28 protein-coding genes and 2 pseudogenes are annotated in these 25213 nt (G+C 56.0%); 14 read left to right on the top strand and 16 right to left on the bottom strand.

The genetic code is table 11. From position 1 onward, the window contains the following. Positions 1-40: 40 nt before the first annotated feature. From ACNQFG_RS02045 to ACNQFG_RS02005, 9 genes and pseudogenes are all read right to left on the bottom strand, one after another. Positions 41-337, bottom strand: a complete 297-nt coding sequence (locus tag ACNQFG_RS02045) for a hypothetical protein (RefSeq protein ID WP_423405830.1) — start codon at positions 335-337, stop codon at positions 41-43. Positions 338-470: 133 nt separating this feature from the next. Next, entirely contained in the window at positions 471-662 is a 192-nt protein-coding gene (locus ACNQFG_RS02040) for a transposon-encoded TnpW family protein (RefSeq protein WP_006060444.1), read from the bottom strand. Between the two features lie 79 nt (positions 663-741). Further along, the gene (locus ACNQFG_RS02035; protein ID WP_423405829.1) at positions 742-2616 is read right to left on the bottom strand and encodes a recombinase family protein; all 1875 of its coding nucleotides are present in this window, start codon (positions 2614-2616) and stop codon (positions 742-744) included. A gap of 32 nt (positions 2617-2648) precedes the next feature. Further along, positions 2649-2948 (bottom strand): annotated as a pseudogene (locus ACNQFG_RS02030) (conjugal transfer protein TraG); the annotation flags it as partial. Next, positions 2945-3403 carry a PcfB family protein gene (locus tag ACNQFG_RS02025; protein ID WP_349150768.1) on the bottom strand — a complete coding sequence of 153 codons (459 nt, stop codon included), beginning with the start codon at positions 3401-3403 and terminating at the stop codon, positions 2945-2947. The gene ACNQFG_RS02025 and the pseudogene ACNQFG_RS02030, both read right to left, overlap by 4 nt. A 30-nt stretch (positions 3404-3433) precedes the next feature. After that, complete coding sequence (locus ACNQFG_RS02020) at positions 3434-3856, bottom strand: DUF3846 domain-containing protein (RefSeq protein ID WP_423406539.1); 423 nt, start codon at positions 3854-3856, stop codon at positions 3434-3436. A 102-nt stretch (positions 3857-3958) separates the two neighbouring features. Continuing rightward, positions 3959-4045 (bottom strand): annotated as a pseudogene (locus ACNQFG_RS02015) (DpnD/PcfM family protein); the annotation flags it as partial. Between the two features lie 114 nt (positions 4046-4159). Further along, on the bottom strand, positions 4160-4582 hold the full coding sequence (locus tag ACNQFG_RS02010; RefSeq protein WP_423405828.1) for a hypothetical protein: 423 nt from the start codon (positions 4580-4582) through the stop codon (positions 4160-4162). A 63-nt stretch (positions 4583-4645) separates the two neighbouring features. Next, positions 4646-5578, bottom strand: a complete 933-nt coding sequence (locus tag ACNQFG_RS02005) for a ParB/RepB/Spo0J family partition protein (RefSeq protein WP_423405827.1) — start codon at positions 5576-5578, stop codon at positions 4646-4648. 258 nt (positions 5579-5836) lie between these two features. On the opposite strand from ACNQFG_RS02005, the gene ACNQFG_RS02000 reads away from it, so the two are divergent. Further along, positions 5837-7012 (top strand): IS110 family transposase, encoded by a 1176-nt coding sequence (locus ACNQFG_RS02000; protein WP_156070816.1) that lies wholly within the window; start codon positions 5837-5839, stop codon positions 7010-7012. Positions 7013-7231: 219 nt separating this feature from the next. Here ACNQFG_RS02000 and ACNQFG_RS01995 read toward each other — a convergent pair whose 3' ends face one another. From ACNQFG_RS01995 to prmA, 7 genes are all read right to left on the bottom strand, one after another. Then, the gene (locus tag ACNQFG_RS01995; RefSeq protein ID WP_423406538.1) at positions 7232-8014 is read right to left on the bottom strand and encodes a ParA family protein; all 783 of its coding nucleotides are present in this window, start codon (positions 8012-8014) and stop codon (positions 7232-7234) included. A 4-nt stretch (positions 8015-8018) separates the two neighbouring features. Beyond that, the gene (locus ACNQFG_RS01990) at positions 8019-8885 is read right to left on the bottom strand and encodes a DUF6017 domain-containing protein (protein ID WP_423405826.1); all 867 of its coding nucleotides are present in this window, start codon (positions 8883-8885) and stop codon (positions 8019-8021) included. A 169-nt stretch (positions 8886-9054) separates the two neighbouring features. Then, the gene (locus ACNQFG_RS01985; RefSeq protein WP_156070813.1) at positions 9055-9684 is read right to left on the bottom strand and encodes a helix-turn-helix domain-containing protein; all 630 of its coding nucleotides are present in this window, start codon (positions 9682-9684) and stop codon (positions 9055-9057) included. 547 nt (positions 9685-10231) lie between these two features. Continuing rightward, entirely contained in the window at positions 10232-10669 is a 438-nt protein-coding gene (locus tag ACNQFG_RS01980; RefSeq protein WP_423405825.1) for a YaiI/YqxD family protein, read from the bottom strand. Beyond that, on the bottom strand, positions 10666-11334 hold the full coding sequence (locus tag ACNQFG_RS01975) for an alpha/beta hydrolase (RefSeq protein ID WP_423406537.1): 669 nt from the start codon (positions 11332-11334) through the stop codon (positions 10666-10668). Before ACNQFG_RS01975 ends, ACNQFG_RS01980 begins: the two co-directional genes overlap by 4 nt. 163 nt (positions 11335-11497) lie before the next feature. After that, entirely contained in the window at positions 11498-12241 is a 744-nt protein-coding gene (locus ACNQFG_RS01970) for an RsmE family RNA methyltransferase (protein ID WP_423405824.1), read from the bottom strand. Positions 12242-12371: 130 nt separating this feature from the next. After that, positions 12372-13286 carry a 50S ribosomal protein L11 methyltransferase gene (gene prmA / locus ACNQFG_RS01965; RefSeq protein ID WP_423405823.1) on the bottom strand — a complete coding sequence of 305 codons (915 nt, stop codon included), beginning with the start codon at positions 13284-13286 and terminating at the stop codon, positions 12372-12374. A gap of 343 nt (positions 13287-13629) precedes the next feature. Here prmA and ACNQFG_RS01960 point away from each other — a divergent pair, with 343 nt between their 5' ends. From ACNQFG_RS01960 to ACNQFG_RS01900, 13 genes are all read left to right on the top strand, one after another. Next, positions 13630-15096: a PTS transporter subunit EIIC gene (locus ACNQFG_RS01960; RefSeq protein ID WP_423405822.1), complete on the top strand. Its 1467-nt coding sequence runs from the start codon at positions 13630-13632 to the stop codon at positions 15094-15096. Positions 15097-15281: 185 nt separating this feature from the next. Further along, positions 15282-16010 (top strand): glucosamine-6-phosphate deaminase, encoded by a 729-nt coding sequence (gene nagB / locus ACNQFG_RS01955; RefSeq protein ID WP_423405821.1) that lies wholly within the window; start codon positions 15282-15284, stop codon positions 16008-16010. Between the two features lie 123 nt (positions 16011-16133). After that, positions 16134-17261: an N-acetylglucosamine-6-phosphate deacetylase gene (nagA, locus tag ACNQFG_RS01950; protein WP_302275003.1), complete on the top strand. Its 1128-nt coding sequence runs from the start codon at positions 16134-16136 to the stop codon at positions 17259-17261. Then, positions 17258-17860, top strand: coding sequence for a GNAT family N-acetyltransferase (locus ACNQFG_RS01945; protein WP_423405820.1), 603 nt, complete (start codon positions 17258-17260; stop codon positions 17858-17860). Before nagA ends, ACNQFG_RS01945 begins: the two co-directional genes overlap by 4 nt. Before the next feature lie 167 nt (positions 17861-18027). After that, complete coding sequence (locus tag ACNQFG_RS01940) at positions 18028-18630, top strand: hypothetical protein (RefSeq protein WP_423405819.1); 603 nt, start codon at positions 18028-18030, stop codon at positions 18628-18630. A 168-nt stretch (positions 18631-18798) separates the two neighbouring features. Further along, positions 18799-19308 carry a twin-arginine translocation signal domain-containing protein gene (locus tag ACNQFG_RS01935; RefSeq protein WP_423405818.1) on the top strand — a complete coding sequence of 170 codons (510 nt, stop codon included), beginning with the start codon at positions 18799-18801 and terminating at the stop codon, positions 19306-19308. Between the two features lie 27 nt (positions 19309-19335). Next, positions 19336-19872, top strand: a complete 537-nt coding sequence (locus ACNQFG_RS01930) for a twin-arginine translocation signal domain-containing protein (protein WP_423405817.1) — start codon at positions 19336-19338, stop codon at positions 19870-19872. Positions 19873-20196: 324 nt separating this feature from the next. Next, positions 20197-21087 carry a phosphate ABC transporter substrate-binding protein gene (locus ACNQFG_RS01925; protein ID WP_423405816.1) on the top strand — a complete coding sequence of 297 codons (891 nt, stop codon included), beginning with the start codon at positions 20197-20199 and terminating at the stop codon, positions 21085-21087. A 6-nt stretch (positions 21088-21093) separates the two neighbouring features. Beyond that, complete coding sequence (gene pstC / locus ACNQFG_RS01920) at positions 21094-22008, top strand: phosphate ABC transporter permease subunit PstC (protein ID WP_423405815.1); 915 nt, start codon at positions 21094-21096, stop codon at positions 22006-22008. Beyond that, entirely contained in the window at positions 22001-22858 is an 858-nt protein-coding gene (pstA, locus tag ACNQFG_RS01915; protein WP_097776899.1) for a phosphate ABC transporter permease PstA, read from the top strand. Before pstC ends, pstA begins: the two co-directional genes overlap by 8 nt. A gap of 167 nt (positions 22859-23025) precedes the next feature. Next, positions 23026-23790: a phosphate ABC transporter ATP-binding protein PstB gene (gene pstB / locus ACNQFG_RS01910; RefSeq protein WP_423405814.1), complete on the top strand. Its 765-nt coding sequence runs from the start codon at positions 23026-23028 to the stop codon at positions 23788-23790. Between the two features lie 16 nt (positions 23791-23806). Further along, the gene (gene phoU / locus ACNQFG_RS01905; RefSeq protein WP_423405813.1) at positions 23807-24475 is read left to right on the top strand and encodes a phosphate signaling complex protein PhoU; all 669 of its coding nucleotides are present in this window, start codon (positions 23807-23809) and stop codon (positions 24473-24475) included. A gap of 260 nt (positions 24476-24735) precedes the next feature. After that, positions 24736-25119: a helix-turn-helix transcriptional regulator gene (locus ACNQFG_RS01900; RefSeq protein ID WP_423405812.1), complete on the top strand. Its 384-nt coding sequence runs from the start codon at positions 24736-24738 to the stop codon at positions 25117-25119. The last annotated feature ends 94 nt before the right edge of the window (positions 25120-25213 follow it).

Genomic DNA, 25213 nt, shown 5'->3' with positions numbered 1-25213 from the left:
CTTGGCTAAAGTATAGCACAAAACTGTGAACAAGTCTACCTCATTTCAACCTGTCAGCGGCATTATTTTCTCTGGCATATTGCCGCGCCGCTTCCCGGCGTTTCTCGCTGTATGGGGCGGTCAGACGGAAAGAGAACCGCCCCTTGCGGATTTCAAACTCCATGCAGCCCGTGTCCGGGTCTGCGTCAGTCTGGCGGCACTGGTCGGGGTGCTGTCCGGCGTAGGCGGCAAGCCGCTTCTTTAAGTCGGTGTTGTGGGTGCGGATATGGATAAGGGGGTCTTTCTCGTCAAACCAAATATCGGTGGTCTTTTCCCGCTTCGTAAGCCCTGTTCTCATAAACTCTCCTTTCTGCGCCCCTGTTACGCAATAGGGGCATTTTTCGGGTGTTTTTCCCGGCTCTTGACTTGGGGAAAATGAGGATTTTCAAATAGAAACCGCCTGGACGGGGAGTGTATCGTCAGGGCGGCTGTTATCGCAAGATTTCTGTTTTTTCCGGCTCTTGACCGTCAGACGCGGATAAACGCGAACTGTCGGCAAGTACCAGTTTGAGCAGCTTGTCGCGGAATGTTTCTGTGCTGCTGTGATTGAAAAATAACTCCGCAACAATGGTCTGCCCGTTCCTCTGGGTCGTGATGATACTGTCGGGGGTCTGTTCTGCCATAGGCGGCTCCTTTCTTTGGGCGCAAAAGAGGGATTTCCCGTAGTTCGGAAAATCCCTCTTGGTTGACGGTTATTCTGTTTTACTGTGCGGGCTGTGCGGCGGCTGCCTGCGCCTTTCGCCTTGCCCGGTATTCCCGCGCTTTCATGCGGTCATACTCCCGCTGCTTTTCAAGGTTTCTCGCCCGGTATTCCCTTGAATAGTTGCGGTGGTAGGCGCGGCTCTTTTCCTTTTTGGCTTCCTCGATTTCCTCCCGCATTTGCCGGATTTCCTGCTCGGTCGGTTCTGCAAGCTGTGTCACTTCATTCTCAAACTTGCCGATATAATTGAAATATATGCTGATGTGCTGGATTGCGTATCTCGCCCTTTTCTGGTCGCGCTCATGCACTTCAATCCGGCTGATAAACTCGTTGAGAATGGCGGGGGTAAGCTCGGTAAAGGCAGCATGGCGTTCCGCCAGCTTCAAAAACTTCTGCGCCCGTCCTCCCGCGTTCTCATAAGCGGACAGCTGCTCTTGGAGCGTGGCAAGCTCCGCTTTCAGCGCATAGTATTCTTCCGAATACTTCTGCGACATCTGCTCATAGCGGTCTTGCGGGATCGTGCCGAGGGCGTTGTCCTCGTAGAGCTTATTCATCACCTTGTCAATCTGTTCAAGGCGCGTCGTGATTTGCGGAATACGCTTCTGCTGCTTCTTGGTCTGGTCAGTCTGCTGCATGGCAAGGTTCTTTTTCACTAAGGCTTCAAACTCCGCCCGGTTGCTGATGGAATAGTCCTCGATTTTCTTCAGCACTTCCGCGACGGTCTGCATGAGCAAATCCGCGTCCATAATGTGCGGGGAATGGCATTTGGGGTTCTTGGCTTTCCCCTTGTGGTACTCGCTGCAAAAAGCAACATGCCGCTTGCCGCCGTTCCGGTAATCTATACGAATGTGCATTTTTGCGCCGCAGTCTTTACAGAAAAGCAAGCCGGACAGAGGGTGGATTTCCCCGTCCCCGTTGGGGCGTCTGACGGGTGCGTTTTCCAAAATCCGCTGCACGGTTTCAAAATCGCTGCGGCTGATAATCGGCTCATGCACATTTTCTGTGATGTGCCACTGGCTCCGGTCTACATAGTGGTTATGTTTATCCCGGAAATGCTTTGTAGTCTTGAAGTTGACCACATCGCCGCAATACTCCTGCCGTGTGAGGATATTGGTCAAGGTGACTTTGTTCCACTTGTAGCGGTTATCCTCGTTGAGCGTCTTATTTTTACAGGTTCCCCGCCCGCGGTCTTTCATGTAGAAAGTGGGGGTTGGGATTTGCTCCTGTGTCAGATATACGGCGATTTGGTTGCGGTTTTTCCCGCCGATAAACAGACGGAAAATCAAACGGACAACCTCGGCGGCTTCTTCGTCGATTATCCAAAAATCCTTGTTGTCCGGGTCTTTGACATAGCCGTAAGGGGCTTCGGTGACAATCGGCTTTCCACTCATGCCTTTGGTCTTAATGCCCGTTTTCACTTTCTTGCTGATGTCCTTTGCGTACCATTCCGACATGATATTGATAAAGGGCGCAAACTCCAATGTGTCGGGCTTCTCGCTGTCAATGCCGTTGTTGACCGCGATAAAGCGCACATTGTTCCGTCTGAATATCTCCATCGCGTTGCCGACTTGGAGATAGTCGCGCCCCCAGCGGGTGAGGTCTTTCATAATGCAGACACCGATTTTCCCGTTTTCCACATCGTCCATCATGCGGGAGTAGGCGGAACGGTCAAAAAACCTGCCGCTTTCGTCATCGTCGATGTAGTGCCGGATATTGGTTAGGTGCTGTCCTCTGGCATAGTTCTCCAAAAATATTTTTTGGTTCTGTATGCTGTTGCTCTCGCCGCCGTCCCTGTCCTCGTCGCCCACGGAAAGGCGGGAGTAAAGGGCTGTAATTTTGCTATAATCAGTCATGTGCATAACCTCCTGTGCGTCCATGTATGTGTCATTTACACTTAAAATTATGCACTCCACCGGGCAGAGCCGTACTCCATGCCGTGACGGTACTTCTTGGCGTTTTTTCCACGCAAATAGACCGCCAGCCGTAACCCTGCGCCGCAGCACAAACCCACCAGCAAATCAAGCGGATACAGGCTGGGCAGAGGGTTTGCAAATGCCACCGGGATCGTACCCATCATGGACATAATCTTATCGCCCCGTTCTTTGCCCTCGGCAAGTCGCCACGCTTCGCCAAAGTTGGTTGCCACCAGCCCCAGCAAAATATAGGGCAGGTACAGCGCCAGCAGCTTTGTCAGCTTTTTCGTGGTCACAGTCCACGCTCCTGTTCCTTGTGCCGGACTTTTCCGGGGAGTTCTGCCGCCGCCTGCACCAGTTCCTGCAATCGTGCCAGCACCGAGGGGCGTTTGTCCTTATTCAGCAGGGATGCCGAATACTCTTTGAACGCCGAGTTGAATGCTTCTGCGTCCGGTGCTTTGAAAAAGACCAGATACCGGGGCGGCACCTCGGAGGTGTCCTTGCGGATGGCATAGTCGATGCCGTACTTTTTGGCATAACGTTCCAGACCACGGATGCCGGTCTTGCTGATCTCCACGCTGGACACGCCCCGGTTTTGCCGCAACAGGGTGCGGACGCTTTGCTTGCCTTGGGATGCTTTGGACTGGTACAGCCGAAACGCCGCTTTTACTGCCCGCAGGACGGTCCGGGCGGACAGCTTTGTGGTGGAGATCATAATGTTGAATGTTTTCTGTTCGATTTCTTCCTGCACTGCCATCACCTCCCGTGCAGCAGGGGGATTTTAGCGGTCATGCTCTGCCGGAGGCTTGGTGCGGGGCTTTTCTGCCGGAGATTCATCAGGCACCGGCAGCACCAGCAGACGGTTGCCCAGCTTCAGAAAGGCTTCCGGCTGATGAAAAAGCTGCTCGTACTTCTGCGCCATCTCCGGGGGCAGGGATGCAAAATCCTCCTCGCCCAGACCCACCACCAGAAAAGTCCCGGCAACGGCATCGTACATCTGCCCGTTTTCATCCCGCAGGGCACGGTTCAACGGCAGACCCATGAGCTTGCCGTCGTCGTTGTAAACGATGGCAACCGGGTCATCGGCAAAGGGGTAGCTTGCGCCGATGGAGCCGCCCACCGCCTGTTGCAAATCTTCGAGTTCTGCGCCGATGCTGACGTTTCGGGGATGCTCATTGGGCTTCACGAGAAGAACGTCCAGCATCTTCTTTTCCGAAAGTTCGTGCTCACCGGTCGTTTTGAAATCGACCCCCACATAATCCTCATCGGTGAGGACGTAATCTCCATCGCGCCATCCACGGTCAACCATACGCTCCGCTTCTTCCTGCGAAGCGGCTTCTACGGTCACGGTGCGCTGAAGGGTCTCCGTGATCTCCACTTCAAATTTCTTCATGGTCATCCTCCTGCCCGGCATGGGCGGCGTTCAACAGAGCTGCCACGAAGAAGCCGAAAAAAGCGCCGGCTTCAAAAAATGCGAAACCGATAAAAAAGTTCAGCATGGCACACCTCAGTCGATGCAGATGCAGGGCAGCTTCTGGTCGTCTGCCATCAGGGTGATGCTGTGGCTTTCCAGATACTTCTGGAACAGGTAGACCTCATCAATGGTCAGCGAGATGACCTCGCCATCCATGTTGGTGCGGACCAGAATCACCGGGCCGGTCAGGTAGTGCTTGCCTCCCATCTTCAGCACCTGCGCCGGGTTGTAGCAGAGCAGCAGCGAGGTGTTGGGAAGGTTCAGGCAGGCATCGTCCTCCTCAAAGCAGGGCAGAATGTCGGGAGCCTCGTCCAGCGTGATGACGGTCAGTTCCATATCCGGGGCAATGGCTGCGAGGTAGACCTCACCGCCCCGGTTTGCTGCCAGCGCAGCGCAGATACGCACATCAATGGTGATCTCTTCGGAGCGGATGGTACGGGTAGCGTTGTTTTTCATAGGCTTTTCTCCTTTTGATTGCAAAAGAAAAAGACCTCATCGGGTCTTTCGTTACGGTATAAGTCAGCGTTCGTTCTGCCGCTGCTGTTTGCGTTGCCACGCATCCAAAAGCTGGATGATCTTCTCCTCCATCTGTTTGGGAGTGTAGCTGCGTGGGAAATACTTCCGCAGGATCTCGTTTTTGATGGTCACGGTATCCAACTCGCTTTTCTTTTCTTCCCCCATAATATCAACTACGGCTTCTGATGTGAAATTGCCCTCCTGTGCCAACTTTTTTATGCGCTTTGCTTGTGAGAATGAGGGCGCATTTTGCGTATCGTCCATGGCATTTATCATCTCCTGCTGCTGTTCAGTAGAGAGATAAGACAGTTCCACCGCAGGATTAAATGATACTTTTTTCTCATCTACCATATTCAGCAGTTCAGGAATGAGGTTCGTCAAACGAATAAATCGTTGGACTTGTCTGCCACTTTCACCGCTTTCTTTACCAATAAGATCGGCTGTTTCAAAATTCCCGACAACTTGTCGGGAATTTTCTTTTGATGGCCTACCAGCAGTTCTTTTCATGGCATCCAACTTCATTTTGTACGCAAAAGCCCTTTCGCTAGGCGAAATGTGTTCTCGCTGTAAATTGGAATCGACCATCAAAATGGTGGCAGCATCATCGTCCATCTGGCGCACAATGACCGGCAGGGTTTCCAGTCCGGCCATCTTTGCGGCGAACTGACGGCGGTGCCCGGAAATGATTTCATAACCATCACCATCTGGGCGCGGCCTTGCGATAAGCGGAGCCAGCACACCAAACTGAGCGATACTTTCTACCGTCCGGGTCATGGCTTCATCATCCACGACCTTGAAAGGATGGTTGGTGAACGGATGCAGTTCACCGATAGGGATTTGCTGCACCTGCTCACGCTGCTGCTCCTGCCGGGATTCCTCGGTGGAGAAAATGTCATCTGCCCCTTTCAGCGACATGTTTAAGCTGCCTTTCGGCATTCGCCATCACCTCCTCGTATTATAAAAGAGTAGTATTTATAGACCGCTCTCCAGCGGTATGCTACACTGTATAGGATGCTGTGGATTGGTGAACACCTCCTACCGCAAAGACGGTTTGACAAAGGCTCCAACCACAGCTTCTTTGTTGAAATGTTAATCAGTTAGATACCGCCAGACGGTTTATTTAGAACGAGGTTACAACTGCAAAGAAGTCTGTGGTCCTAAGCAGCATTAAATACTATAGCGGAGGTATCAAAAGTGATCTGTGTTGGAATTGACGTTGCCAAAGATAAGCATGACTGCTGCATCCTTGATTCAGAAGGAACAACCCTCGCTGACTGCTTTACCATCCCCAACAACCTAGATGGGTTTAAAAGGCTGCTGCAAACGATTAAAGACTGTACTCAAAAATCAGACAAAATAAAAGTAGGGCTTGAGGCTACCGGACATTACAGCTGCAATATCCTTGGGTTTCTTCTTGACAACGACCTGCCCGTCTATGTCATGAATCCCTTGCATACCAACCTGTATCGAAAGAGCCTCAGTCTTCGCAAAACTAAAACCGATCGTGTGGATGCAAAAACGATTGCAACTATGCTATTGTCCGATGTAGACCTCAAGTCCTACACAGATACAGCATATCACAACGAAGAACTAAAGTCACTCACGAGATACCGATTTGATAAAGTTCAGGAACGCGCCAAACTAAAGCAGTCGGTGTCCAGATTGGTTACGATCCTGTTTCCAGAATTAGAACAGCTTGTTTCGTCTATCCACGGCACTTCAATCTATGCTCTTCTCAGTGAATATCCCGGTGCAAAGCAGATTTCAGAAGCTCATCTGACCAGATTGGCTAACATCCTCGTGACAACATCCAGAGGCCATTACCGAAAAGACCGAGCTACTCATATCCGAGATGCAGCCAGAACATCCATTGGTTCTGTTATGCCTGCTAAGTCTTTGGAATTAAAGCACACCATTAAGCTCATTCAAGAACTCACCTCCGAAATCAACGAAATAGAAGATGCCATTCGGAAAATCATGGATGAATTGAAACCGCCAATCCTTTCGATTCCCGGAATGGGATTTTATTCTGCTGCGATGATTCTTGCAGAGGTGGGGGATTTTTCAAATTTCAACTCTCCTGATAAAGTTTTGGCTTATGCCGGATGTTCTCCGTCCACATACCAGTCAGGAAAACTCACAAACTGCTATGCACACATGGAAAAGCGTGGCTCTCGTTATCTTCGATACGCTCTTTACACTGCAACCAAATACGTCTGTTACTGGAATCCTGTTTTTACTGAATACCTTACCAAAAAGCAAGCTGAAGGCAAGCACTACAATGTTGCCCTATCTCATGCCACAAAGAAACTCGTACGACTTATTTACGCTTTGCAGAAGTCCGGTAAAGCATATCTTGCCATCACTTGATTTTCTCCAGAGCTTGAGTTAAACCTAAGAACAACTTAGCTGGCGCAGCGAACCCTTGACAAACCGAAGCATTCAAATGCTATTCTGTTTTTGCGAGGGTTGGCTGGGCTTGCTTTGCTGTTCTCTCCGTCACCCTCGCTACTCCAAGGCCAGCATTTGAATGATGTTTGTCATGGGCAGCGGATGGTTGGCGGATTTTTTTATTTTAGGGCTTGACTTTTAATAGTTAGTCTTCGTCAGAGATTTGTAGGCTTCTGCCACCTTGCCTTTGGGGTCATAGGCAAAGATGCTTTTGCCTGCCGCACTGATTTCAGCCGCACGAACGGAGCGGGGAATGGTCTGGTCGAACACTTTGATTTTGCTGCCGTAGGCACCTCGAATCAAATTGTCGATCTGCTGCCCGTAGTTGGTGCGGTTGTCCGTCATAGTCAGCAGAATGCCCTCAATTTTTAGTTTCGGGTTGATCTGCCGCCGAACCTTCTGCACGGTCTGCAAAAGCTGTTCCAAGCCCTTCGCAGACAGGTACTGCGCCTGCACGGGAATCAAGGTGGTGTCTGCTGCTGCCAGTGCATTGACGGTCAGCATCCCAAGGGAAGGGGTGCAATCCAGCAGAATGAAATCGTAGTCGTGCTTTGCACCCTCCAACACCTGTTTGAGCATCTTTTCCCGGTTCATGCAGTTGACAAGGGAAACTTCCAGCCCTGCAAGTTCGATGTTTGCCGGAATCAGGTCAACGCCCTCTGCATGGTGCAGAACGCCCTCACCGGGCTGAATGGGCTGGTCGTTCATGGCTTTTTGCATCAGGGTAGAGAGGGTAGTGGGCAGTTCATCGGGCTGCTGCCAGCCCATGCTGATGGTCAAAGACCCCTGCGGGTCGGTGTCCACCAACAGGACTTTCTTGCCCTCCATTGCCAGCCCGATGCCCAGATTTTCACAGGTGGTGGTCTTGCCGGTGCCGCCTTTTTGATTGGTGACTGCGATAATCGTAGCTTTCTTTGCGATAACATCACCCCGCTTTCGGTGAACCGCGCGCAAAGTCGTGGTTCGTCTTGTTCTGATAGTAGAGGTTCATGGTGGTGGGCGCATTGTAGAGCATCGCCAGCAGATACTGCTTCATGTTTCGCACCGGGGCGGTGTTTTCTGCCAGAGAATCCAGCACAAAACGGATGTGGTCGGCATTCAGTTTTTTCAGCCGACTGTGTACCACCTCGGTGGGCTTATCGTCTCCGGCGATCCGCAACATCTTGCGTTTGGTGGAACAGGTGTCCACAAGCAGGTCTACGATCTGGTAGATGGTGTCCTCATCATCCGGGCAGAGCCGGAGCAGGAGTTCTACCTCTAACGCCTGATAAAAATAATCCTCAAGCTGCTCCCGGATGCCCCCGGAATAGATAGGGTCAGGATCGTTCCACTCTGTCTTATTCTTATCAGTCTTATTTGCTTGCGGTTTTGACTGCTCCAGAATTGCGCTTTCGACAGCACCAGAATTGCTGTTTGGGCAATTCTGTACTTGCGCTTTTGGCAGTCCAGACGAAAAGTCCTTGACGTAGATCAGGCTGGGTCTGCCCAGACCACGGCGTTTGCGCTCGATGAGGTCGATGTCCTCCAGTTCCCGGAACAGCTTGACCGCCTTGTGTTCGGCGCAGCAGAGAGATTCCTGCACTTCCCGGACGGTGTAAATGATATACACCCGTCCCTGCTCGTCCAGCCAGCCGTTTTTTGCGGACAGGCTCATGCGGTCCAGCAGAATGCCGTACAGCGTCCGGGCATCGGTGGAGATCTGCCGGAAACGGTGGTCTTGGAACAGTGCCTTGGGGATGCGGAAATAGGAGAACAATTCGCCCGACTGACCATAAAAGTAGTCCAGCATCATTTGGTGTGACCTCGGATTTTCAACTGTGAGTGCTCCTTCATGTGGAAAACTTCCCTCCTTCTGTTTCAAGTAGTTATTCTACTAAGAATAATTACCGAAAGAATAATCTTTGCATCTAAGCAAAAAGGACTGCCTCACATACATTTCGTTGTGGAGCAGTCCTGTCTGTTTAGTATGTAATGGTCATTGCACCCTCGTGGCAGTCCTGTGCATAAGTGCGGAGCAGGTCAAGGTGCTTTGAGGATTTTCGGACAATACCCGTTGCACGGTCGCCGGACATAAACTCAACGACTGCCAGCCGAGGAATCGTCAATGTACCACGAATTTTGAATCCTACAAGGATCTTCTGATTGCACCATCGCTGGATGCTTTGTGCAGAGTAGCCGGTCAGTTCCGAAACTTCCGGGGTGGTCAGCAGATCATCATATCCAACCGTGAGCTTTTCCCACATGGTATACAGCCCTGTTTTTTCCGGCTCTGTAAAATTGAAGCGTATAATCTCTGCGGCAGACTTGTCCGGGTGCCGTTTGGAGCAGCCGTTCTTTCCGATATAAAAGCCCGTTGGCACTTTATACTTTTCGGGATGATCTTCACGGTCACACAAGTAGGTGATCACATCGTGGGTCGCAATATGGTATTTGCGTGTTTTCTTTCCTGTATTGATACACGGAACGAGACCGAAATCCAGAAGGTACTTTGCGTGTTGCTTGTTGATGCGGGCAACACGGTAGAACTGGTCTTTCGTCATTCCGTTGGGGTATTCTTCGAGAATTTTATAGCACTCTAACAGCGTTCTCATATTCATCCATCCTTTGCTGCTTTGATTTGGTCAGCGTCAGAAGGCAACATATTGTATGGATGGATTTTGGCTCCCGGAATCTCTCTCGCCCGTTCTCTCCAACGGGCATAAAATCTCTCCCAATTCTCTCCAAACGGCTGATTTTTCTGCGTTTTGGAAAGTGGGTTCAAATCCGCACAGAGCCTAGTGATTTGGGATCTTGATGAAATTTTGAGCGTAAATTCGATGGTTCGTATCTTCTGGCAAAGTGGGCTAATTCCCTCTATCTTCCACCAAGTACCATGAAGCAGGAAAAACTCGAAATCGTTTTGTCCTTAATCGGGCACGTGGGTTCGAATCCCACCATCTCCGCCAACAAAAGGCATCAGCTTAGGCTGGTGCCTTTTTTGCGGCTAGATGGTGCGGATGAGAACAGGGCGGCGGCCCGCAGGCCGCAAGCAATCAGCCCTGCGGGCTGTTGCTTAGCCCGCGGGAGAATATCCACCATCTCCGCCAACAAAAGGCATCAGCTCAGGCTGGTGCCTTTTTTGCGGCTAGAAAGTATGTATCAATAATTTTTGCTCAGAATCTTCTCAAGCGTATCCGCAAACCTGACATCCTGCTCCTTCGTCCGCTTTGCACTCCCCTTGGGGTGCTTTCCGGCACGGAGGAGCTTTTTGTTTTCATACCTCCGCAGCATGAGAGCTTCCATGTTGTCGGCGGTGTATTCCAAACCGTTCTGATTCAGCACCCGTGCGCGCTTGGCAAGGCACATACTCGCAAGGCCGTAGTCCTGTGTTACGACAATATCCCCCGGCTTTACCCGGTTAACGAGGGCAAAGTCTACGCTGTCTGCCCCTTTATCGAACACCAATGTCTGCGCACCTTCCCGCTCGATTTGGTGGGCGGTGTCGCACAGGATGATGACCGGAACGCAAAAACGCTTTGCAATCTGCAAAGTCAAATCCACCACCGGGCAGCCGTCGGCATCAATCAAAATATTCATCGGCTTTCCTCCATCGCCCACCGAAATGCCTTTGCCGTGCGCAGGTCAGCGTCCTTAAAGTGCCCGCCGCTGTTCCACTCAAGGGTGCAGTCTGCGCCACGCTCTATAAGCCGGCTGTGCAGGGTGCGGATGTTATCACCTACCGCAGCCATGACAGCGTTTTTCGTATGCTCTTCCTTGTTGCCAAGGCTCAGATAAACGCGCTGTGCCTGTATCGGGTGCTGCTGTTCAAACTTCATCCATTCCGGAAACCACACCGAGGGAGATGCGGCGGCGATACCATAGAACAGATCAGTCTGGGTGGATGCCCACAATGCAAACAGTCCGGCCAGCGAGTAGCCGCCCAGAATGATTTTGACGTTTTCCGGGAGATTGAACTGTTGTTTCAGCGTTGGCACGACCTGTTCTGTCAGAAAGCGCAATGTCTCCCCGGCTTTGCCGCCGAAACCTTGCTTTCCCCACACGGCAGGGGCTTCCCACGGAGAAAGTGCATCGTTCCAGCTTTCCACGGGCACGGCCGCAAACAGAAAGTGGTGCGCACTCTGTGCAATAGCGGTAACCTCGCTTTCCATGCTTTGCAGCTCGTGTTCGCCTGTCATTTGGAGCAGTAGGTATTCTGCATGGGCTTCGCCGTAAATGCGGCAAGGTCTGTTCCCGATTTGCATTGTCTGTGCGGTCATTGCGGCATCCTCCCGAAAAAATTTGATAAGCCCAGTATAACAACCGAAAAATCATTTTGCAATTCAAAAGGCGTTCGCATTCGCAGACCAATTATCAACAAAACAGGAGGGACAGCTTGTGTGCTGTCCCTCCTGTTTTGTAAAGCGCTTATTCCAGATTCCCCGTCAGGGTCATTACCGAAGCAAGCACGGCCAGCGGGGCGGTCTCGCACCGCAGGATGCGGGGGCCAAGGCCCACCGTTCTGGCACCGGCCTTTGCGGCCATCTCGGCTTCCTCGGCGGCAAAGCCGCCCTCGGCACCGGTGATGACGGCGATCTTCGGCTTTTTGCCGTCGGCGGGGCGGACATTGGCCAGCAGCTCCCGCAGCGGGGCACCGCCGCACTCGTAGCAGAACAGCACAAGGTCGTACTGTGCAAAGGTGCGGCACACGGTCCCGAAGTTTGCCAGCGGCAGGGCCACATCCGGCAGAACACCGCGGCCGCACTGCTTGGCGGCTTCCGCTGCAATGCGGTTGTAGCGCTCGTTCTTCTGCTCCTCTTTTTTGGGGGCCGCCACGCAATACCGGCTGAAGAAGGGCACGATGTGGGCTGCGCCCAGCTCCACGCCGTGCTTGATGATCTGCTCCAGCTTGTCCTGCTTGGGGTAGCCGGCCAGCAGAGTGACCTCCACGCTGGGTTCGGCGGCGCTGGGATAGCCCGGCTCCACCCGGAACTCCACACACTCATCGCCAAAGCCGGTGATGGTGGCGGTGTATTCCACGGCATTGCCGTCGCATAGAATGACAGTATCGCCCAGCCTTGCGCGCATCACACGGGCAAGATGGTGGGCATCGGCCCCGCGCAGGGTGGCGGTGCCGTCAGAGATCTCGGTGGTAAAATAACGGTGCGGCATAGTGGCTCCTATCCTGAACTTGCTCGCTCCAAAACGTTCCGAATCAGAACGTTTTGTTCGGCTTATACAAACTGTATCCGACTGCCAAGAGCTCCCCGAACAGGGGAGCTGGCGCGGAACGCCTGAGCGATTATTTCCTGCGGCAGACGATGCACTCCCAGCCGCGCTTCTCCTTCACTTCCACAACGGCAAGGCCGGCTTTTTCCAGCCCGGCGATCACTTCGTCCTTGCGGCTGTCGATGATGCCGCTGGCAATAAAGGTGGCACCCTCCGCCATCAGGCCGGGCACGGCAGGAGCCAGAGACAGGATGGCGTTGGCCACGATGTTGGCCGTGATGATATCGTATTTGCCGCTGGCCTTATCGGAAAGGTCGCCCACCAGCACAGTCAGCTTGTCCTGCACGCCGTTCAACGCGGCGTTCTCGCCTGCGGTGCGCACGGCCACAGGGTCGATGTCCACGCCCTCGGCCACAGCAGCGCCCAGCTTCAGCGCCGCAATGGCAAGGATGCCGCTGCCGGTGCCGATGTCCAGCACCCGCTCGCCGCCGGTCACCCGCTCGTCCAGCGCTTCCATGCACAGGCTGGTGGTCTCGTGGCCGCCGGTGCCGAAGGCAAGGCCCGGGTCAAGGATCAGCTTCACCCGGTCAGTGTCGTACTGCTGCCACGAGGGCACTACGGCCAGCCGTTTGCCGATCTCCAGGGGGTGGTAATACTTGCGCCAGCCGTTCTGCCAGTCCTCCTGCTCCACGCCCTCGGTCTCCACGGTGTAGGCGATGTTTGCAGCTTCCATGCGGGCGGCAATGAGGGCCAGCGTCTCCACGGGGGAAGCGCCCGGCTCCAGATACATATGGATGATAACGGTATCGCGGGGCTTGTCCAGCAGCTCCTGCTCGATCAGATCCACATGGGCGATCTCGGCCACCTGCTGCTCGATGTCGCTGTAGTCTTCGATATAGATGCCGCCCTCGGCGATCATGGTGGCAACGGCTTCGGCGTTGTCAGCATCGGCCTTGGCCACGGTCAGGCGGATATCAGTCCATTCCATTGATAAAACCTCCTTCGGGATGTTGTGCACGGTTCGGGAATACCTATATAGTAACATAGACGCCGCCCCGGTGCAAGAAGTGCGCGGCAGAGGCAGCAGAATATAGAAAATTCACAAACAAGAAAATTATTTTCAAAGAGGAAGCTTGCATCCCATCAAAAACTCCAAAAACTTTTGACTGAAAAATGCAAAATCAAGGATTTTTGTATCATTCGCAAAGAAAATGGCGGAAACCCCCTTTCTTTTTTTCTTAACATGTGTTAAGATATTGTTACGCAATTATGGACAGCCTGCAACCAGGGGCCTCCATAACAACAACATTCTTTAAGGAGGAATGTGCTTTATGATGAAGTATCTCCAGAAACTGGGCAAAGCTTTGATGCTTCCCGTCGCGGTCCTGCCGATCTGCGGCATCCTGATGGGTCTTGGTTATGCCCTCGCTCCGGGCGTTATGGGCGTTCCCGGTGCAGCAACCTCCGGTGCAGCTTACACCGTTGGCTTCCTGCTGGTCAAGGCAGGCGGCGCTTTGATCGATAACATGGCATGGCTGTTTGCCATTGGTGCCGCTGTCGGCCTTGCTGACAACGACGGCACCGCAGGTCTGGCCGGTCTGGTCAGCTTCCTGATGATGCAGCAGCTGCTGAACCCCGGTGTGGTCGGCATGGTCCGTCACCTGGAAGAAGGCACTGCTACCTACATCGCCTTCCAGAAGGTCGCCGGCAACTCCTTCATCGGCATTTTGGCCGCTGTTGTGGGCGCTGCCTGCTACAACAAGTTCAAGGATATCCAGCTGCCTGACTGGCTGGCATTCTTCTCCGGCAAGCGCTTCGTTGCAATCGCTACCGGTCTGATCTCCATTCTGGTGTCCGTTGTTCTGCTGTTCGTCTGGCCCGTCATCTTCGACGCTCTGGTCGCAATCGGCAACGGCATCGCTGGCATGGGCGGCATCGGCGCCGGCATCTACGCCTTCCTGAACCGTCTGCTCATCCCCACCGGCCTGCACCACGCTCTGAACAACGTGTTCTGGTTCGATACCATCGGTCTGGGCGACCTGTCCCACTTCTGGGCTGGCGAGACCTCTGCTGATGTGGGCTGGAGCCTTGGTATGTACATGTCCGGCTTCTTCCCCTGCATGATGTTCGGTGTCCTGGGCGCTGCTCTGGCTATGGTCAAGACCGCTAAGAACAAGAAGGCCGCCATCGGTCTGGTTCTGTCCGCTGCCATCTGCGCATTCGTCTGCGGCGTTACCGAGCCCTTCGAGTTCGGCTTCATGTTCCTGTGCTTCCCGCTGTACGTTGTGTACGCAGCCCTGTACGGCATCTTCACCATCATCACCTACTACTCCGGTTTCCGTGCTGGCTTCTGCTTCTCTGCAGGCGCTACTGACCTGGTGTTCTCCGCTTCCCTGCCCGCAGCTGCCAAGACCTGGATGATCATTCCTCTGGGCATCGCAGCCTTCGTGGTGTTCTACGCAGTGTTCTACTTTGCCATCACCAAGTTCGACCTGAAGACCCCCGGCCGTGAGGACGAGGACGAAGAGGCCGAGAAGAAGGTCGTTCTGGCAAACAACAACTACACCGAAGTTGCTTCTGGTGTGCTGAAGGCCATCGGCGGCAAGGCAAACGTCTCCAGCGTGGACTACTGCGCTACCCGCCTGCGTTTCACCATCAAGGACTACACGCAGGTCGATGAAAAGGCTGTCAAGGCAGCAGGCGCAGCCGGTGTCATCCGTCCTGACAAGACTACCTGCCAGGTGATCATCGGCACCAAGGTTCAGTTCGTGTACGACGAGCTGAAGAAGATGCTGTGATCGCATCCTGAATCGTAATTTTATGCAGGAGACTGGTTGATCCTGCATCCGTTCCCGAAGGGCCGCTGAGGGCGGGCGTTCACGCCCATCTTCGGCGGCCCTTTTTTGTTCACACAAAACCGTTTTTTGAGCACTGCGACTGTGCTATACTGAAGACAACGAGAAAAAATCAGGAGGTTTCCACTATGAAGATCATTCGTGCAAAAGATTATGCGGATATGTCCCGCAAGGCAGCCAATATCATTTCGGCACAGGTCATCATGAAGCCGGACTGTGTACTGGGTCTTGCCACCGGCGGCACCCCGGTGGGCACTTATGCCCAACTGGTGGACTGGTACAACAAGGGCGACATCGATTTTTCTGAGGTGACCACCGTCAATCTGGACGAGTACCGCGGCCTGCCCAAGGAGCACCCGGAAAGCTACTGGAGCTTCATGCACAAGAACCTGTTTGACCATGTGAATATCCGCCCGGAGGCCATCCACCTGCCGGACGGCACCAACCCCGATGCAGAGGATGCCTGCGCAAAGTACAACCAGATCATCCACGCTGTGGGCGGTATCGACCTGCAGCTGCTGGGCATCGGCCACGACGGCCACATCGGCTTCAACGAGCCGGGCGAAGCCTTTGAGCTGGAGACCCACTGCGTGGATCTGACCGCCGAGACCATTGAGGCAAACAAGCGCTTCTTTGACGGCAATGTGGATCTGGTGCCCAAGCAGGCTTATACCATGGGCATCAAGACCATCATGCAGGCACGCAAGGTGCTCATGGTGGCCAACGGTCTGGCCAAGGCCAAGGCCGTCAAGGCCGTCGTGTCCGGCCCCGTCACCCCGGAGTGTCCGGGTTCCATCCTGCAGATGCACCCCGACTGCATCCTGGTGGCTGACGAAGAGGCACTGAGCCTGCTGTGACCCTCTCAGTCAAAGCCTTGCGGCTTTGCCAGCTCCCCCGAAAGGGGGAGCCATTGGCAGCAAGGCATTGCGGGAGCGTAAAGAAAAACAGCAGCAAACAGCTCGATTATAGAGGCTTCAATTATGATCATCAAACATGCAAAGATCTATACCCCCCGCCACACGTTCGAGGAGGGGAACCTGTTCATCCGGGAGGGGCGCATCGTGCCCTTTGCGCAGCCGGAAGCGGGCGAAGAAGTTCTGGATGCCAAGGGTGCTTATGCTCTGCCCGGCCTTGTGGACATCCATTTCCACGGTGCCATGGGCAAGGACTTCTGCGATGGAACGGAAGAGGCCATCCAGACGCTGGCCGACTTTGAGGCCAGCAAGGGTGTGCTGGCCATCTGCCCCGCGACCATGACCTTCTCGGAAGAGATCCTGAACGGCGTCATGGATGCGGCTGCGGCCCACCGGAACGGCAAGGGCGCAGACCTTGTCGGCATCAACATGGAAGGCCCCTTCATCAGCCCGAAGAAGGTCGGCGCACAGAACCCGGAATACCTCCATCCTGCCGATGTGGGAATGTTCCGCCGCTTGCAGAAGCGCGCGAACGGCCTCATCAAGCTGGTGGATGTGGCCCCCGAAGAGCCGGGTGCGCTGGAGTTCATCCGGGAGTGCTGCGGGGAGGTCCGCATCTCCATCGCCCACACCTGCACCAGCTACGATACCGCCTGCGCGGCTTTTGACGCCGGTGCCACCCACATGACCCACCTCTACAATGCCATGCCCGGCATCACCCACCGCGAGCCCGGCCCCATCATTGCGGCGCTGGAGCGCGGCGCAGAAGTCGAGCTCATCACCGACAATGTCCACATCCACCCGGCCATGGTCCGCTTCACCTTCCGCACCTTCGGCGACGACCACGTTATCCTCATCGCCGACAGCATGATGGCCTGCGGCCTGCCCGATGGGCAGTATAGCCTGGGCGGACAGGCGGTCACGGTCAAGGGCCCGCGCGCCACGCTGACCGAACAGCCCGGCACCATCGCCGGAAGCGCGACCTGCCTGTACGACTGCATGAAGCGGGCTGTGCTGGAGATGGGCGTCCCGCTGGAGAGCGCCGTCCGCGCCGCCAGCGAAAACCCCGCCCGGAGCATCGGCATCGACAACGACTACGGCAGCCTGAGCGCCGGACGGTACGGCAACGTCATTCTGGCCGACGAAGCGCTCAACATTCAGGCTGTCGTCCAGAAAGGAACCCGCATCGTATGAATCCCGTGCCCCTGACCTGGCGGCTGCTGACCGCCGAAGAGCTGACGAAGGTGTACCTCGACGAGATGCGCCGCGATTTCCCCCAGAGCGAGCTCAAGCCCCTGAGCATGATCCTGAACAGCGAAGCCGCCGGAACCGCCCACACCTGGGGCATCTACGACGGCGATGCACTGGCCGCCTATCTGCTGATGGTGCGCCCCGTGGGTTGCGCCATGAGCCAGCTGGACTACTTTGCGGTCCTGCCCCGGTACCGGGCCTCCGGTCTGGGCGCGGCGTTGCTGGCAGAGCTGCCCGGCCACGAAAACGGCTGTCAGGCCATCCTCATTGAGGCCGAATGCCCGGATAAGGCGGAGGACGAGACAATGGCGGTGCGGCGGCTGGGCTTTTATGCCCGGTGCGGGGCTGTGGATGTGGGCTGGACGGAGCATCTCTTCGACGCCTGGTTCCGGGTGCTGGTGCTGCCCTGCGGCCGGACCACCCCGGATGCGGAGACCACCGTGCAGGGGCTGGCCGACTGCTACCGCCGCACGATGGGCGATCCGCAGTGGAAAAAACACGTCACATTCTACCGCCCGGATGGGGCCGAAGCCCGGTTCTGACCAAAGTTTGCATTCAAACTGTGCCGCCCACCCCTGCACCGTGCAGGGGTGGGCGGTTTTTTACTAAAAAAAAGACGCTTGACAGAACGCAAGAATATGGGTATTCTTGGCATAGGAATCATTTGCCGTGTGCCCGCTTGGGCACAGATCAACAGGAGGAAAAAACAATGAAAATGATGACTCGGCGTTCGTTCTTGAAGATCACCGGCGCGCTGGCGCTGGCTGTGGGTGCAGCGGGTGCACTGAGCGGTTGCGATGCGGTCGATAATGCGGTCGGCTCGTTCTTCCAGCAGTACGGTGACCAGAAGGGCCATGCGGCAGACAGTGTAGGTAAATTCATGTATGCCTTGAGCAATCAGTACCAGCCGTGGTCGTATGGGGAAGAGCTTGCGCTGCTGGCTGTCGAATTCCAAGTCAAGAATCTGACCAATGATACGGTCACCTTCAAGGCAAGCGACATCACCAGTGCAAAGATCGACGGCCACAACGCAAAGGTGGTTCTGGACCTGAAAGCAGCAGCAAATGTGAGCGGTTTTGGCGATTATACCCCGCTGTTCGATGAAAATGGCACCAAGACCTATGGGCCGGGCAAGGATCTGAATAAGGCAGAGGCAGGTTATATCTGTTTCCAGCCCGTCTATGCCGAGGGCGAAGCACATGTCAACAAAAACTGGAGCAGCTTGGAGTTCACCTTCAACCTGAAAGGCAAGACTTCCACCTTTGTGATGAACCGGAATGCAGACGGAAACGTGACTTCTTCCCGTAAGTAAGATCTGCACAAAGAACGACAAGCACAGTTTTTGCCGTCCGCTCCTGCGCCTTGCAGGGGTGGGCGGCTTTTTCTGAAAAAAAGACGCTTGACAGGCTGGAACAATATGATATGCTTAACTTGACAAACAACTGAAAATGGATAAGACCGGGCAAGGAGGAAACAAGACATGGAACAAACATTTTCCCGCCGCGGATTTTTGAAGGGTGCCGCCGCTGCGGCGCTGGCCGTCTCGGCCATGGGTCTGACCGGATGTGCGGGGGAGGACAGCCCCACCACGGCGGTCGTGCTGGGTGATTATAAAGTGGATGTGGATGTCAGAAAATCGACACGCCGCAGTAATACGAGGAATAACAAGACCACGGGCATCCTGCTTCCGGTGGTGTACATCACGAACCAGACCGGCAGTGTGATGGAATTGAAACTGACGGCGAGCGTGTTTAAGGCAGCCGCTTCGGACGGTACGGAATTGAAGTTCGATTCAGCGCTTCAACCGCTCACGCTGGTGCAGAAAGTCCCGGCAAGCGTTACGCCCAGCTTCTCCACGACCGACGAGGGGGTCTTCCAGAAGCTGAGCAGCGGAGAGCTGAGCCTGAAGCTGTCCATCACCCTGTCGGGGCAGACGGCAGTTTATACAATGAACTTTGGCAATTTGACCCAGACGGTCGAAAAAATCTGAACCAAACCTTAAAAGGAGGAATTGAAGATGGAACTGACCCGTCGTGGATTTTTGAAGAGTGTGGGCGCGGCAACGCTGGCTGTGGCTGCTGTGGGTCTGCTGGGCGGCTGCGAAGGCGGCGAGATGGTGGGCAACGCCAACGGCCTGAACGATACCGCTGAGCTGAAGGGCATCAAGATGACCGTGCGGTCTCTGGCTTACGCAAGCTATTCGGACGGCACCTTCTATCTGGTGCCGGAAGTGCTCATCAACAACGGCAGCGCGGCCGGGATTCCGCTGAACCCCACCGGCGGCAGCTTCAAGCTGCGGGTGAACGGCTCGAAGGAACTGGACATCAATTCCGACACCATGGCCATTCTGGACAAGAACGCTGAACTGAACGCGCTGGAGACCCGCACCCTGAACCGCGGCCAGTACGAAAAGGGCCATCTGTGCGGCAAGGGCAGCGGCGTGTCGAAATTCGATTACGTGCAGGTGCTGTTCTACCCGAACCCGCAGGACGCCAAGACCTACCTGTGCTGCAAGATCGCAGCCAAGGAAGCTTCCCTGATGCTGGGCATCTGAACGCCAGACCAAACCTCTCCAAGCCGGAGCTGTGCGAGCCGCACAGCTCCGGCTTTTTTGATTGTGTAGTCTGCACAAGCAGAGCGGGGTGTTTTCGGCAGTTGGCGCGGAACTGTAAAATCCGGCGCAACGATTTTCACACCGGAAGAGCCGGAATTTTACAAAGCAGGAAAAGCCTGTGCAAACAATTTACTTCGATTTTTCCCGCGCGTGGTCGCAGTAGCAGAAGGACGGCGGTACAATAAAGGCGTTCCAAGGGAAAACACAAAAAGGAAAAAAGAACCGGGAAAATACGACCCGGATATGGTTATGGAGGAAAACATTATGAAAAAGATCACGCGTCGTTCGTTCCTTGCTGTTTGTGGTGCCGCAGCCGCCGCTGCTGCCCTGACCGCCTGCGGCGGTTCCGCTTCTTCCACTGCGGCTTCTTCCGCCGCTGCATCCACGGCCTCTTCGGCCGCTTCCACTGCTTCCGGCAGCCTGTCCGGCAATGTGGCTACCGGCGGTTCTACATCTATGAAGAATGTCATCGCTGCCCTGACCGAGGGCTTTGCCGAGGTGGAGCCGGGTGTCACCGTCAGCTACGACCCCACCGGTTCCGGCGCAGGCATCACCGGTGCTACCGATAAGACGCTGGACATCGGCCTGTCCTCCCGCGCCCTGAAGGACGACGAGAAGAAGGATGTGGACGGCACCACCGTGGCGCTGGACGGCATCGCCATCATTGTCAACAAGGACAGCAAGGTGGCAGACCTGACCGTGGACCAGCTGAAGCAGATGTTCACCGGCGAGATCACCAACTGGAAGGATGTGGGCGGCGACGACGGCGAGATCGTTCTGGTGGGCCGCGAGGCCGGTTCCGGTACCCGCGATGGCTTTGAGAGCATCGTGGACGTGAAGGACAGCTGCAAGTACGCACAGGAGCTGACCGCTACCGGCGCAGTCATCAGCGCTGTGGAGGCCAATCCTCTGGCCATCGGCTACGCCTCCCTGTCTGCCGTCGGCGAGACTGTGAAGATGGTCACGGTCGGCGGTGTGGCCTGCAGCGAGGATACCGTCAAGGACGGCAGCTACAAGATCCAGCGTCCCTTCGTGTTCGTCACCAACAAGAGCGTGACCCTGTCGGAGCAGGCACAGGCCTTCTTCGACTTCGCCACCAGCGCCGATGCTGCGGACCTCATCCGTACCGCCGGTGCAGTGCCTGTGAATGAGTAATCGAGTATGAAACAAAACGCTTCGCTTCTGAAAAAGATCGAGCTGCCCCGCACCCCCGCCGAATGGCTGGAAGCGGTGATGAACTTCATCTTCTTCCTGTGCGGTATGCTGGCGGTGGGCTGCGTGGTGCTCATCTCGGTGTACATGGTGATCTCCGGCGTGCCGGCCATCCACAAGATCGGCCTGTTCCAATTCCTGTTCGGCACAAAGTGGGCCTCCACGGCGGCCCAGCCGCTGTTCGGCATCCTGCCCTTTATCCTGTCCAGTATCTACGGCACGCTGGGCGCTGCCATCATCGGTGTGCCCATCGGTCTGCTGACGGCGGTGTTCCTCTCCAAGGCCGCCGACCCCAAGCTGCGCACCGTGGTGGTCACCGCCATCGAGCTGCTGTCCGGCATCCCCAGCGTGGTGTTCGGCCTGCTGGGCATGCAGGTGCTGGTGCCCGCCGTGGCAAAGACCTTCGGCAAGGCTTCCGGTGCCTGCCTGCTGAGCGCTATCGTGGTGCTTTCCATCATGATTTTGCCCAGCATCGTGTCCGTGTCGGTCACGGCACTGAACGCCGTGCCGCCGGAGTATGAGCAGGGCAGTCTGGCACTGGGTGCCACCGACACCGAAACATGGTTCAAGATCAGCATCCCGGCAGCTAAAAGCGGCATTGCCGCAGGCGTTGTGCTGGGCATCGGCCGTGCCATCGGCGAGGCCATGGCGGTGATGATGGTGGCAGGCAACAGCCCCAACATGCCGGACAGTCCCTTCCGCAGCGTCACCTTCCTGACCACCGCCATCGCCAAGGAGATGAGCTATGCCGGCGGTCTGCAGCGGCAGGCGCTGTTCAGCATCGCGCTGGTGCTGTTCGTCTTTATCATGATCATCAATGTTGTGCTGAACGTTGTGCTGAAGGGAGGAAGCCGGGATGAATAAGGGCCTTTCGCCTTCCCGTCAGATGTGGAACCGGGTCATGACCGCACTGGTCTGGGCCAGCGCCGTGCTGGTGATGGTGCTGGTGGCCGGTATCATCGGCATGGTGCTGGTGCGGGGCATCCCCCACATCAGCTGGAAGTTCCTTTCCACCACCGCCAGTGTGCTGAAAAAAACTGACGGCATCCTGCCTGCCATCCTCAACACACTGTATGTCATTGTGCTGACATTACTGATCGTACTGCCTCTGGGCGTGGGCGCGGCGGTCTACCTGACCGAGTATGCCTCCAACCGGCGGCTCATCGAGGTCATCGAGTTCACCAACGAAACGCTGGCGGGCATCCCCAGCATCATCTACGGTCTGGTGGGCATGCTGGTGTTCAGTCAGGCGCTGGGCTTCCAGACCTGTCTGCTGTCCGGTTCGCTCACGCTGGTGGTCATGAACCTGCCCACCATCATCCGAACCACGCAGGAATCCCTCAAGACGGTGCCGCAGGGCTACCGGGAGGGTGCCATGGGCTTGGGTGCAGGCAAGTGGCACATCATCCGCACCATCGTGCTGCCCTGCAGCATCGACGGCATCGTGACCGGCTGCATTCTGGCTGTGGGCCGCATCGTGGGCGAAAGTGCCGCCCTGCTCTTCACCGCCGGTGCCGCAGAGGTCATTGCCAAGAGCGTGGCCAAAGCCTACACCTCCAACGGTGCCACCCTGTCGGTGCTGCTGTACCTGCGTGCCTTTGAGGACGGCGATTTTGATTCCGCATGGGGCATCGGCGCGGTGCTGCTGGTGCTGGTGCTGGCCATCAACCTTGCGGCGCGGCTGGCAAAGACTAAGCTGAAACAGAAACAGTAAAAGGGAAAAAGAACCCTCTCCGTCAGTGCTTCCGCACTGACACCTCTCCCGAAGGGCGAGGTTCAGAAGTGCCGGTCAATGCAGCACAAAAGCTCTCCCTTTGGGAGAGCTGCCGAGCGGAGCGAGGCTGAGAGGGTCGTTTCCGATCAAATACGAGGATTTTGTCTATGACAGAGACTGCTCCCATCATCACCGCTAAGGACCTGAACCTCTGGTACGGCGACTTCAAGGCGCTGAAAGGCATTTCGCTGGACGTGGGCGAGCGGGAGATCACCGCGCTCATCGGCCCTTCCGGCTGCGGCAAGTCCACCTTTTTAAAGACCCTCAACCGCATGAACGACCTTGTGCCGAATGTGCGCATCGAGGGCGATGTGCGGCTGAAGGGCGAGGACATCTTTGCCCGGGAAATGCAGCTTACCGACCTGCGCCGCCGGGTGGGCATGGTGTTCCAGAAGGCCAATCCCTTCCCCATGAGCATTTACGACAACATCACCTACGGCCCCAAGCTGCACGGCGTGCGCAATAAGGCTGAGCTGGACGAGCTGGTGGAAAGCTCGCTGCGGGGCGCGGCCCTGTGGGACGAGGTGAAGGACCGCCTGAAAAAGAGCGCGCTGGGCCTTTCCGGCGGACAGCAGCAGCGTCTGTGCATCGCACGCGCACTGGCGGTGAAGCCCGAAGTGCTGCTGATGGACGAGCCCACCAGCGCATTGGACCCCGGCTCCACCATGAAGGTGGAGGAGCTGATGAGTGAGCTGAAGAAGAACTACACGGTGGTCATCGTTACCCACAACATGCAGCAGGCGGCCCGTATCAGTGACCGCACCGCCTTCTTCCTGCTGGGCGAGCTGGTGGAAGTGGGCCCCACGGCCCAGATCTTCAGCGCACCGCAGGATAAACGCACCGAGGACTACATTTCCGGTCGGTTCGGCTGATGAGGGAGGTCACAGTATGACAGTTCGCACACAATACGAGGCCGACCTTACCGCCCTGAAGGCGGCGCTGGTCGAGATGGGCCAGAACTCCGCCGACGCGGTGGAGGCCGCGCTGGAGGCCCTCTGCACCGCTGACGCCGCGGCCGCTGCGGCCATCGTGAAGGAGGATGCCCGCATCAACAATATGGAGCGGGATATCGAGCACCGCTGCATGACGTTGCTGCTGCGTCAGCAGCCGGTGGCAGGCGATCTGCGCCGCATCTCCACCGCCATGAAGGTGGTCACGGATATTGAGCGCATCGGCGACCATGCCGCCGACATCGCCGAGATCATCCCCCACCTTGTCACCGTCCGCAAAGAGGGCGACCCGGCGGTAAGTCAGGCCATCCGGATGGGCCAGAAAGCCCACAAGATGATCCTGGACGCCCTCGCCGCCCTGGCCGGGGAAGATGAGCCTGCCGCCCAGAAGGTTATTGCCGACGACGACGAGGTGGATTACGACTTCAACGCCATCAAGCATCAGCTGGCGCAGGAGATCGCCGAAGACCCCGGCAAGGTGGATGCAGCGCTGGACCTGCTGATGGTCATTAAGTATCTGGAGCGCATCGGCGACCACGCCGTGAATGTGGCCGAGTGGGTGCAGTTCGTGCGCACCGGCCGCTACCACAACGAGAATATGTTCTGAGTTTCTCCCGGAAGATTTTGTGTTTTCCTCACTTTTCCGGAAAAGCTGCCGCCTGTGCCGGGCGGCGGCTTTTTTGTGTAAAATTGTGAAAGTTTTGGTGTGCTCAAAATTTTAGGGAACTGCTGCAATCTTTTGCCAGGTACGACCGTATTATAGTCAGAAGGGCTTCCCAGAAAGCCCATGGAACTGGCAGCGGCGGGCGTCCGGCATCCCCCCTTTGTCCCCTCGCCCGCCGCGCCGCAACGGAGGACCGGATTCTTATGAAACAGATGCAGAAATTTCCGCTGGAAGCGCGCGGCGAGACTGTCAGCCGGGAAGCGCTGGTCCAGGCGGCCTTACAGGAGATCACCCAGAATTACCGCGAAGCAAGCCTTTCCAACGTGGCACGGGAGTACGGCGTTTCGCTGGCATATGTCAGCGAGTGCGTGCGTGCCCAGACCGGACGCACCTATAAGGAATTGCTGCAAAAGCACCGTATGGAGACCGCTGCCCGCATGCTGCGCCGCAGCGACATGAACATCCAGCAGATCATTTCTCTGGTGGGCTACGAGAACACCAGCTATTTCTACCGCCTGTTCCACGAGCGCTACGGCCAGAGCCCCCGCGAGTACCGCAATGCCCGCCAGCGCCGCCCCCATGTGTGATGTGCGGGTTCCTTTCCGACGGCCCTCTCCGCTTTTTGGCGGAGGGGGCCGTTTTGTGTCCGGTCAAAACTGGAATTTCGGCCCGGATTGTGAT

Origin of the sequence: Faecalibacterium prausnitzii, from assembly GCF_049532945.1 — a bacterium.
Classification (GTDB): domain Bacteria; phylum Bacillota; class Clostridia; order Oscillospirales; family Ruminococcaceae; genus Faecalibacterium; species Faecalibacterium prausnitzii_N.
The sequence above is the reverse complement of the archived record's forward strand: the minus strand, read 5'-3'. Positions and strand labels throughout refer to the sequence as shown.

Coding starts and splice junctions, on each gene's coding strand:
- ACNQFG_RS02045 (WP_423405830.1), bottom strand. CDS start 337: ATGAGAACAGGGCTTACGAAGCGGGAAAAGACCACCGATATTTGGTTT.
- ACNQFG_RS02040 (WP_006060444.1), bottom strand. CDS start 662: ATGGCAGAACAGACCCCCGACAGTATCATCACGACCCAGAGGAACGGG.
- ACNQFG_RS02035 (WP_423405829.1), bottom strand. CDS start 2,616: ATGGACGCACAGGAGGTTATGCACATGACTGATTATAGCAAAATTACA.
- ACNQFG_RS02020 (WP_423406539.1), bottom strand. CDS start 3,856: ATGCTGGACGTTCTTCTCGTGAAGCCCAATGAGCATCCCCGAAACGTC.
- ACNQFG_RS02010 (WP_423405828.1), bottom strand. CDS start 4,582: ATGAAAAACAACGCTACCCGTACCATCCGCTCCGAAGAGATCACCATT.
- ACNQFG_RS02005 (WP_423405827.1), bottom strand. CDS start 5,578: ATGCCGAAAGGCAGCTTAAACATGTCGCTGAAAGGGGCAGATGACATT.
- ACNQFG_RS01990 (WP_423405826.1), bottom strand. CDS start 8,885: ATGATGCTGGACTACTTTTATGGTCAGTCGGGCGAATTGTTCTCCTAT.
- ACNQFG_RS01985 (WP_156070813.1), bottom strand. CDS start 9,684: ATGAGAACGCTGTTAGAGTGCTATAAAATTCTCGAAGAATACCCCAAC.
- ACNQFG_RS01980 (WP_423405825.1), bottom strand. CDS start 10,669: ATGAATATTTTGATTGATGCCGACGGCTGCCCGGTGGTGGATTTGACT.
- ACNQFG_RS01975 (WP_423406537.1), bottom strand. CDS start 11,334: ATGCAAATCGGGAACAGACCTTGCCGCATTTACGGCGAAGCCCATGCA.
- ACNQFG_RS01970 (WP_423405824.1), bottom strand. CDS start 12,241: ATGCCGCACCGTTATTTTACCACCGAGATCTCTGACGGCACCGCCACC.
- prmA (WP_423405823.1), bottom strand. CDS start 13,286: ATGGAATGGACTGATATCCGCCTGACCGTGGCCAAGGCCGATGCTGAC.
- ACNQFG_RS01960 (WP_423405822.1), top strand. CDS start 13,630: ATGATGAAGTATCTCCAGAAACTGGGCAAAGCTTTGATGCTTCCCGTC.
- nagB (WP_423405821.1), top strand. CDS start 15,282: ATGAAGATCATTCGTGCAAAAGATTATGCGGATATGTCCCGCAAGGCA.
- nagA (WP_302275003.1), top strand. CDS start 16,134: ATGATCATCAAACATGCAAAGATCTATACCCCCCGCCACACGTTCGAG.
- ACNQFG_RS01945 (WP_423405820.1), top strand. CDS start 17,258: ATGAATCCCGTGCCCCTGACCTGGCGGCTGCTGACCGCCGAAGAGCTG.
- ACNQFG_RS01940 (WP_423405819.1), top strand. CDS start 18,028: ATGAAAATGATGACTCGGCGTTCGTTCTTGAAGATCACCGGCGCGCTG.
- ACNQFG_RS01935 (WP_423405818.1), top strand. CDS start 18,799: ATGGAACAAACATTTTCCCGCCGCGGATTTTTGAAGGGTGCCGCCGCT.
- ACNQFG_RS01930 (WP_423405817.1), top strand. CDS start 19,336: ATGGAACTGACCCGTCGTGGATTTTTGAAGAGTGTGGGCGCGGCAACG.
- ACNQFG_RS01925 (WP_423405816.1), top strand. CDS start 20,197: ATGAAAAAGATCACGCGTCGTTCGTTCCTTGCTGTTTGTGGTGCCGCA.
- pstC (WP_423405815.1), top strand. CDS start 21,094: ATGAAACAAAACGCTTCGCTTCTGAAAAAGATCGAGCTGCCCCGCACC.
- pstA (WP_097776899.1), top strand. CDS start 22,001: ATGAATAAGGGCCTTTCGCCTTCCCGTCAGATGTGGAACCGGGTCATG.
- pstB (WP_423405814.1), top strand. CDS start 23,026: ATGACAGAGACTGCTCCCATCATCACCGCTAAGGACCTGAACCTCTGG.
- phoU (WP_423405813.1), top strand. CDS start 23,807: ATGACAGTTCGCACACAATACGAGGCCGACCTTACCGCCCTGAAGGCG.
- ACNQFG_RS01900 (WP_423405812.1), top strand. CDS start 24,736: ATGAAACAGATGCAGAAATTTCCGCTGGAAGCGCGCGGCGAGACTGTC.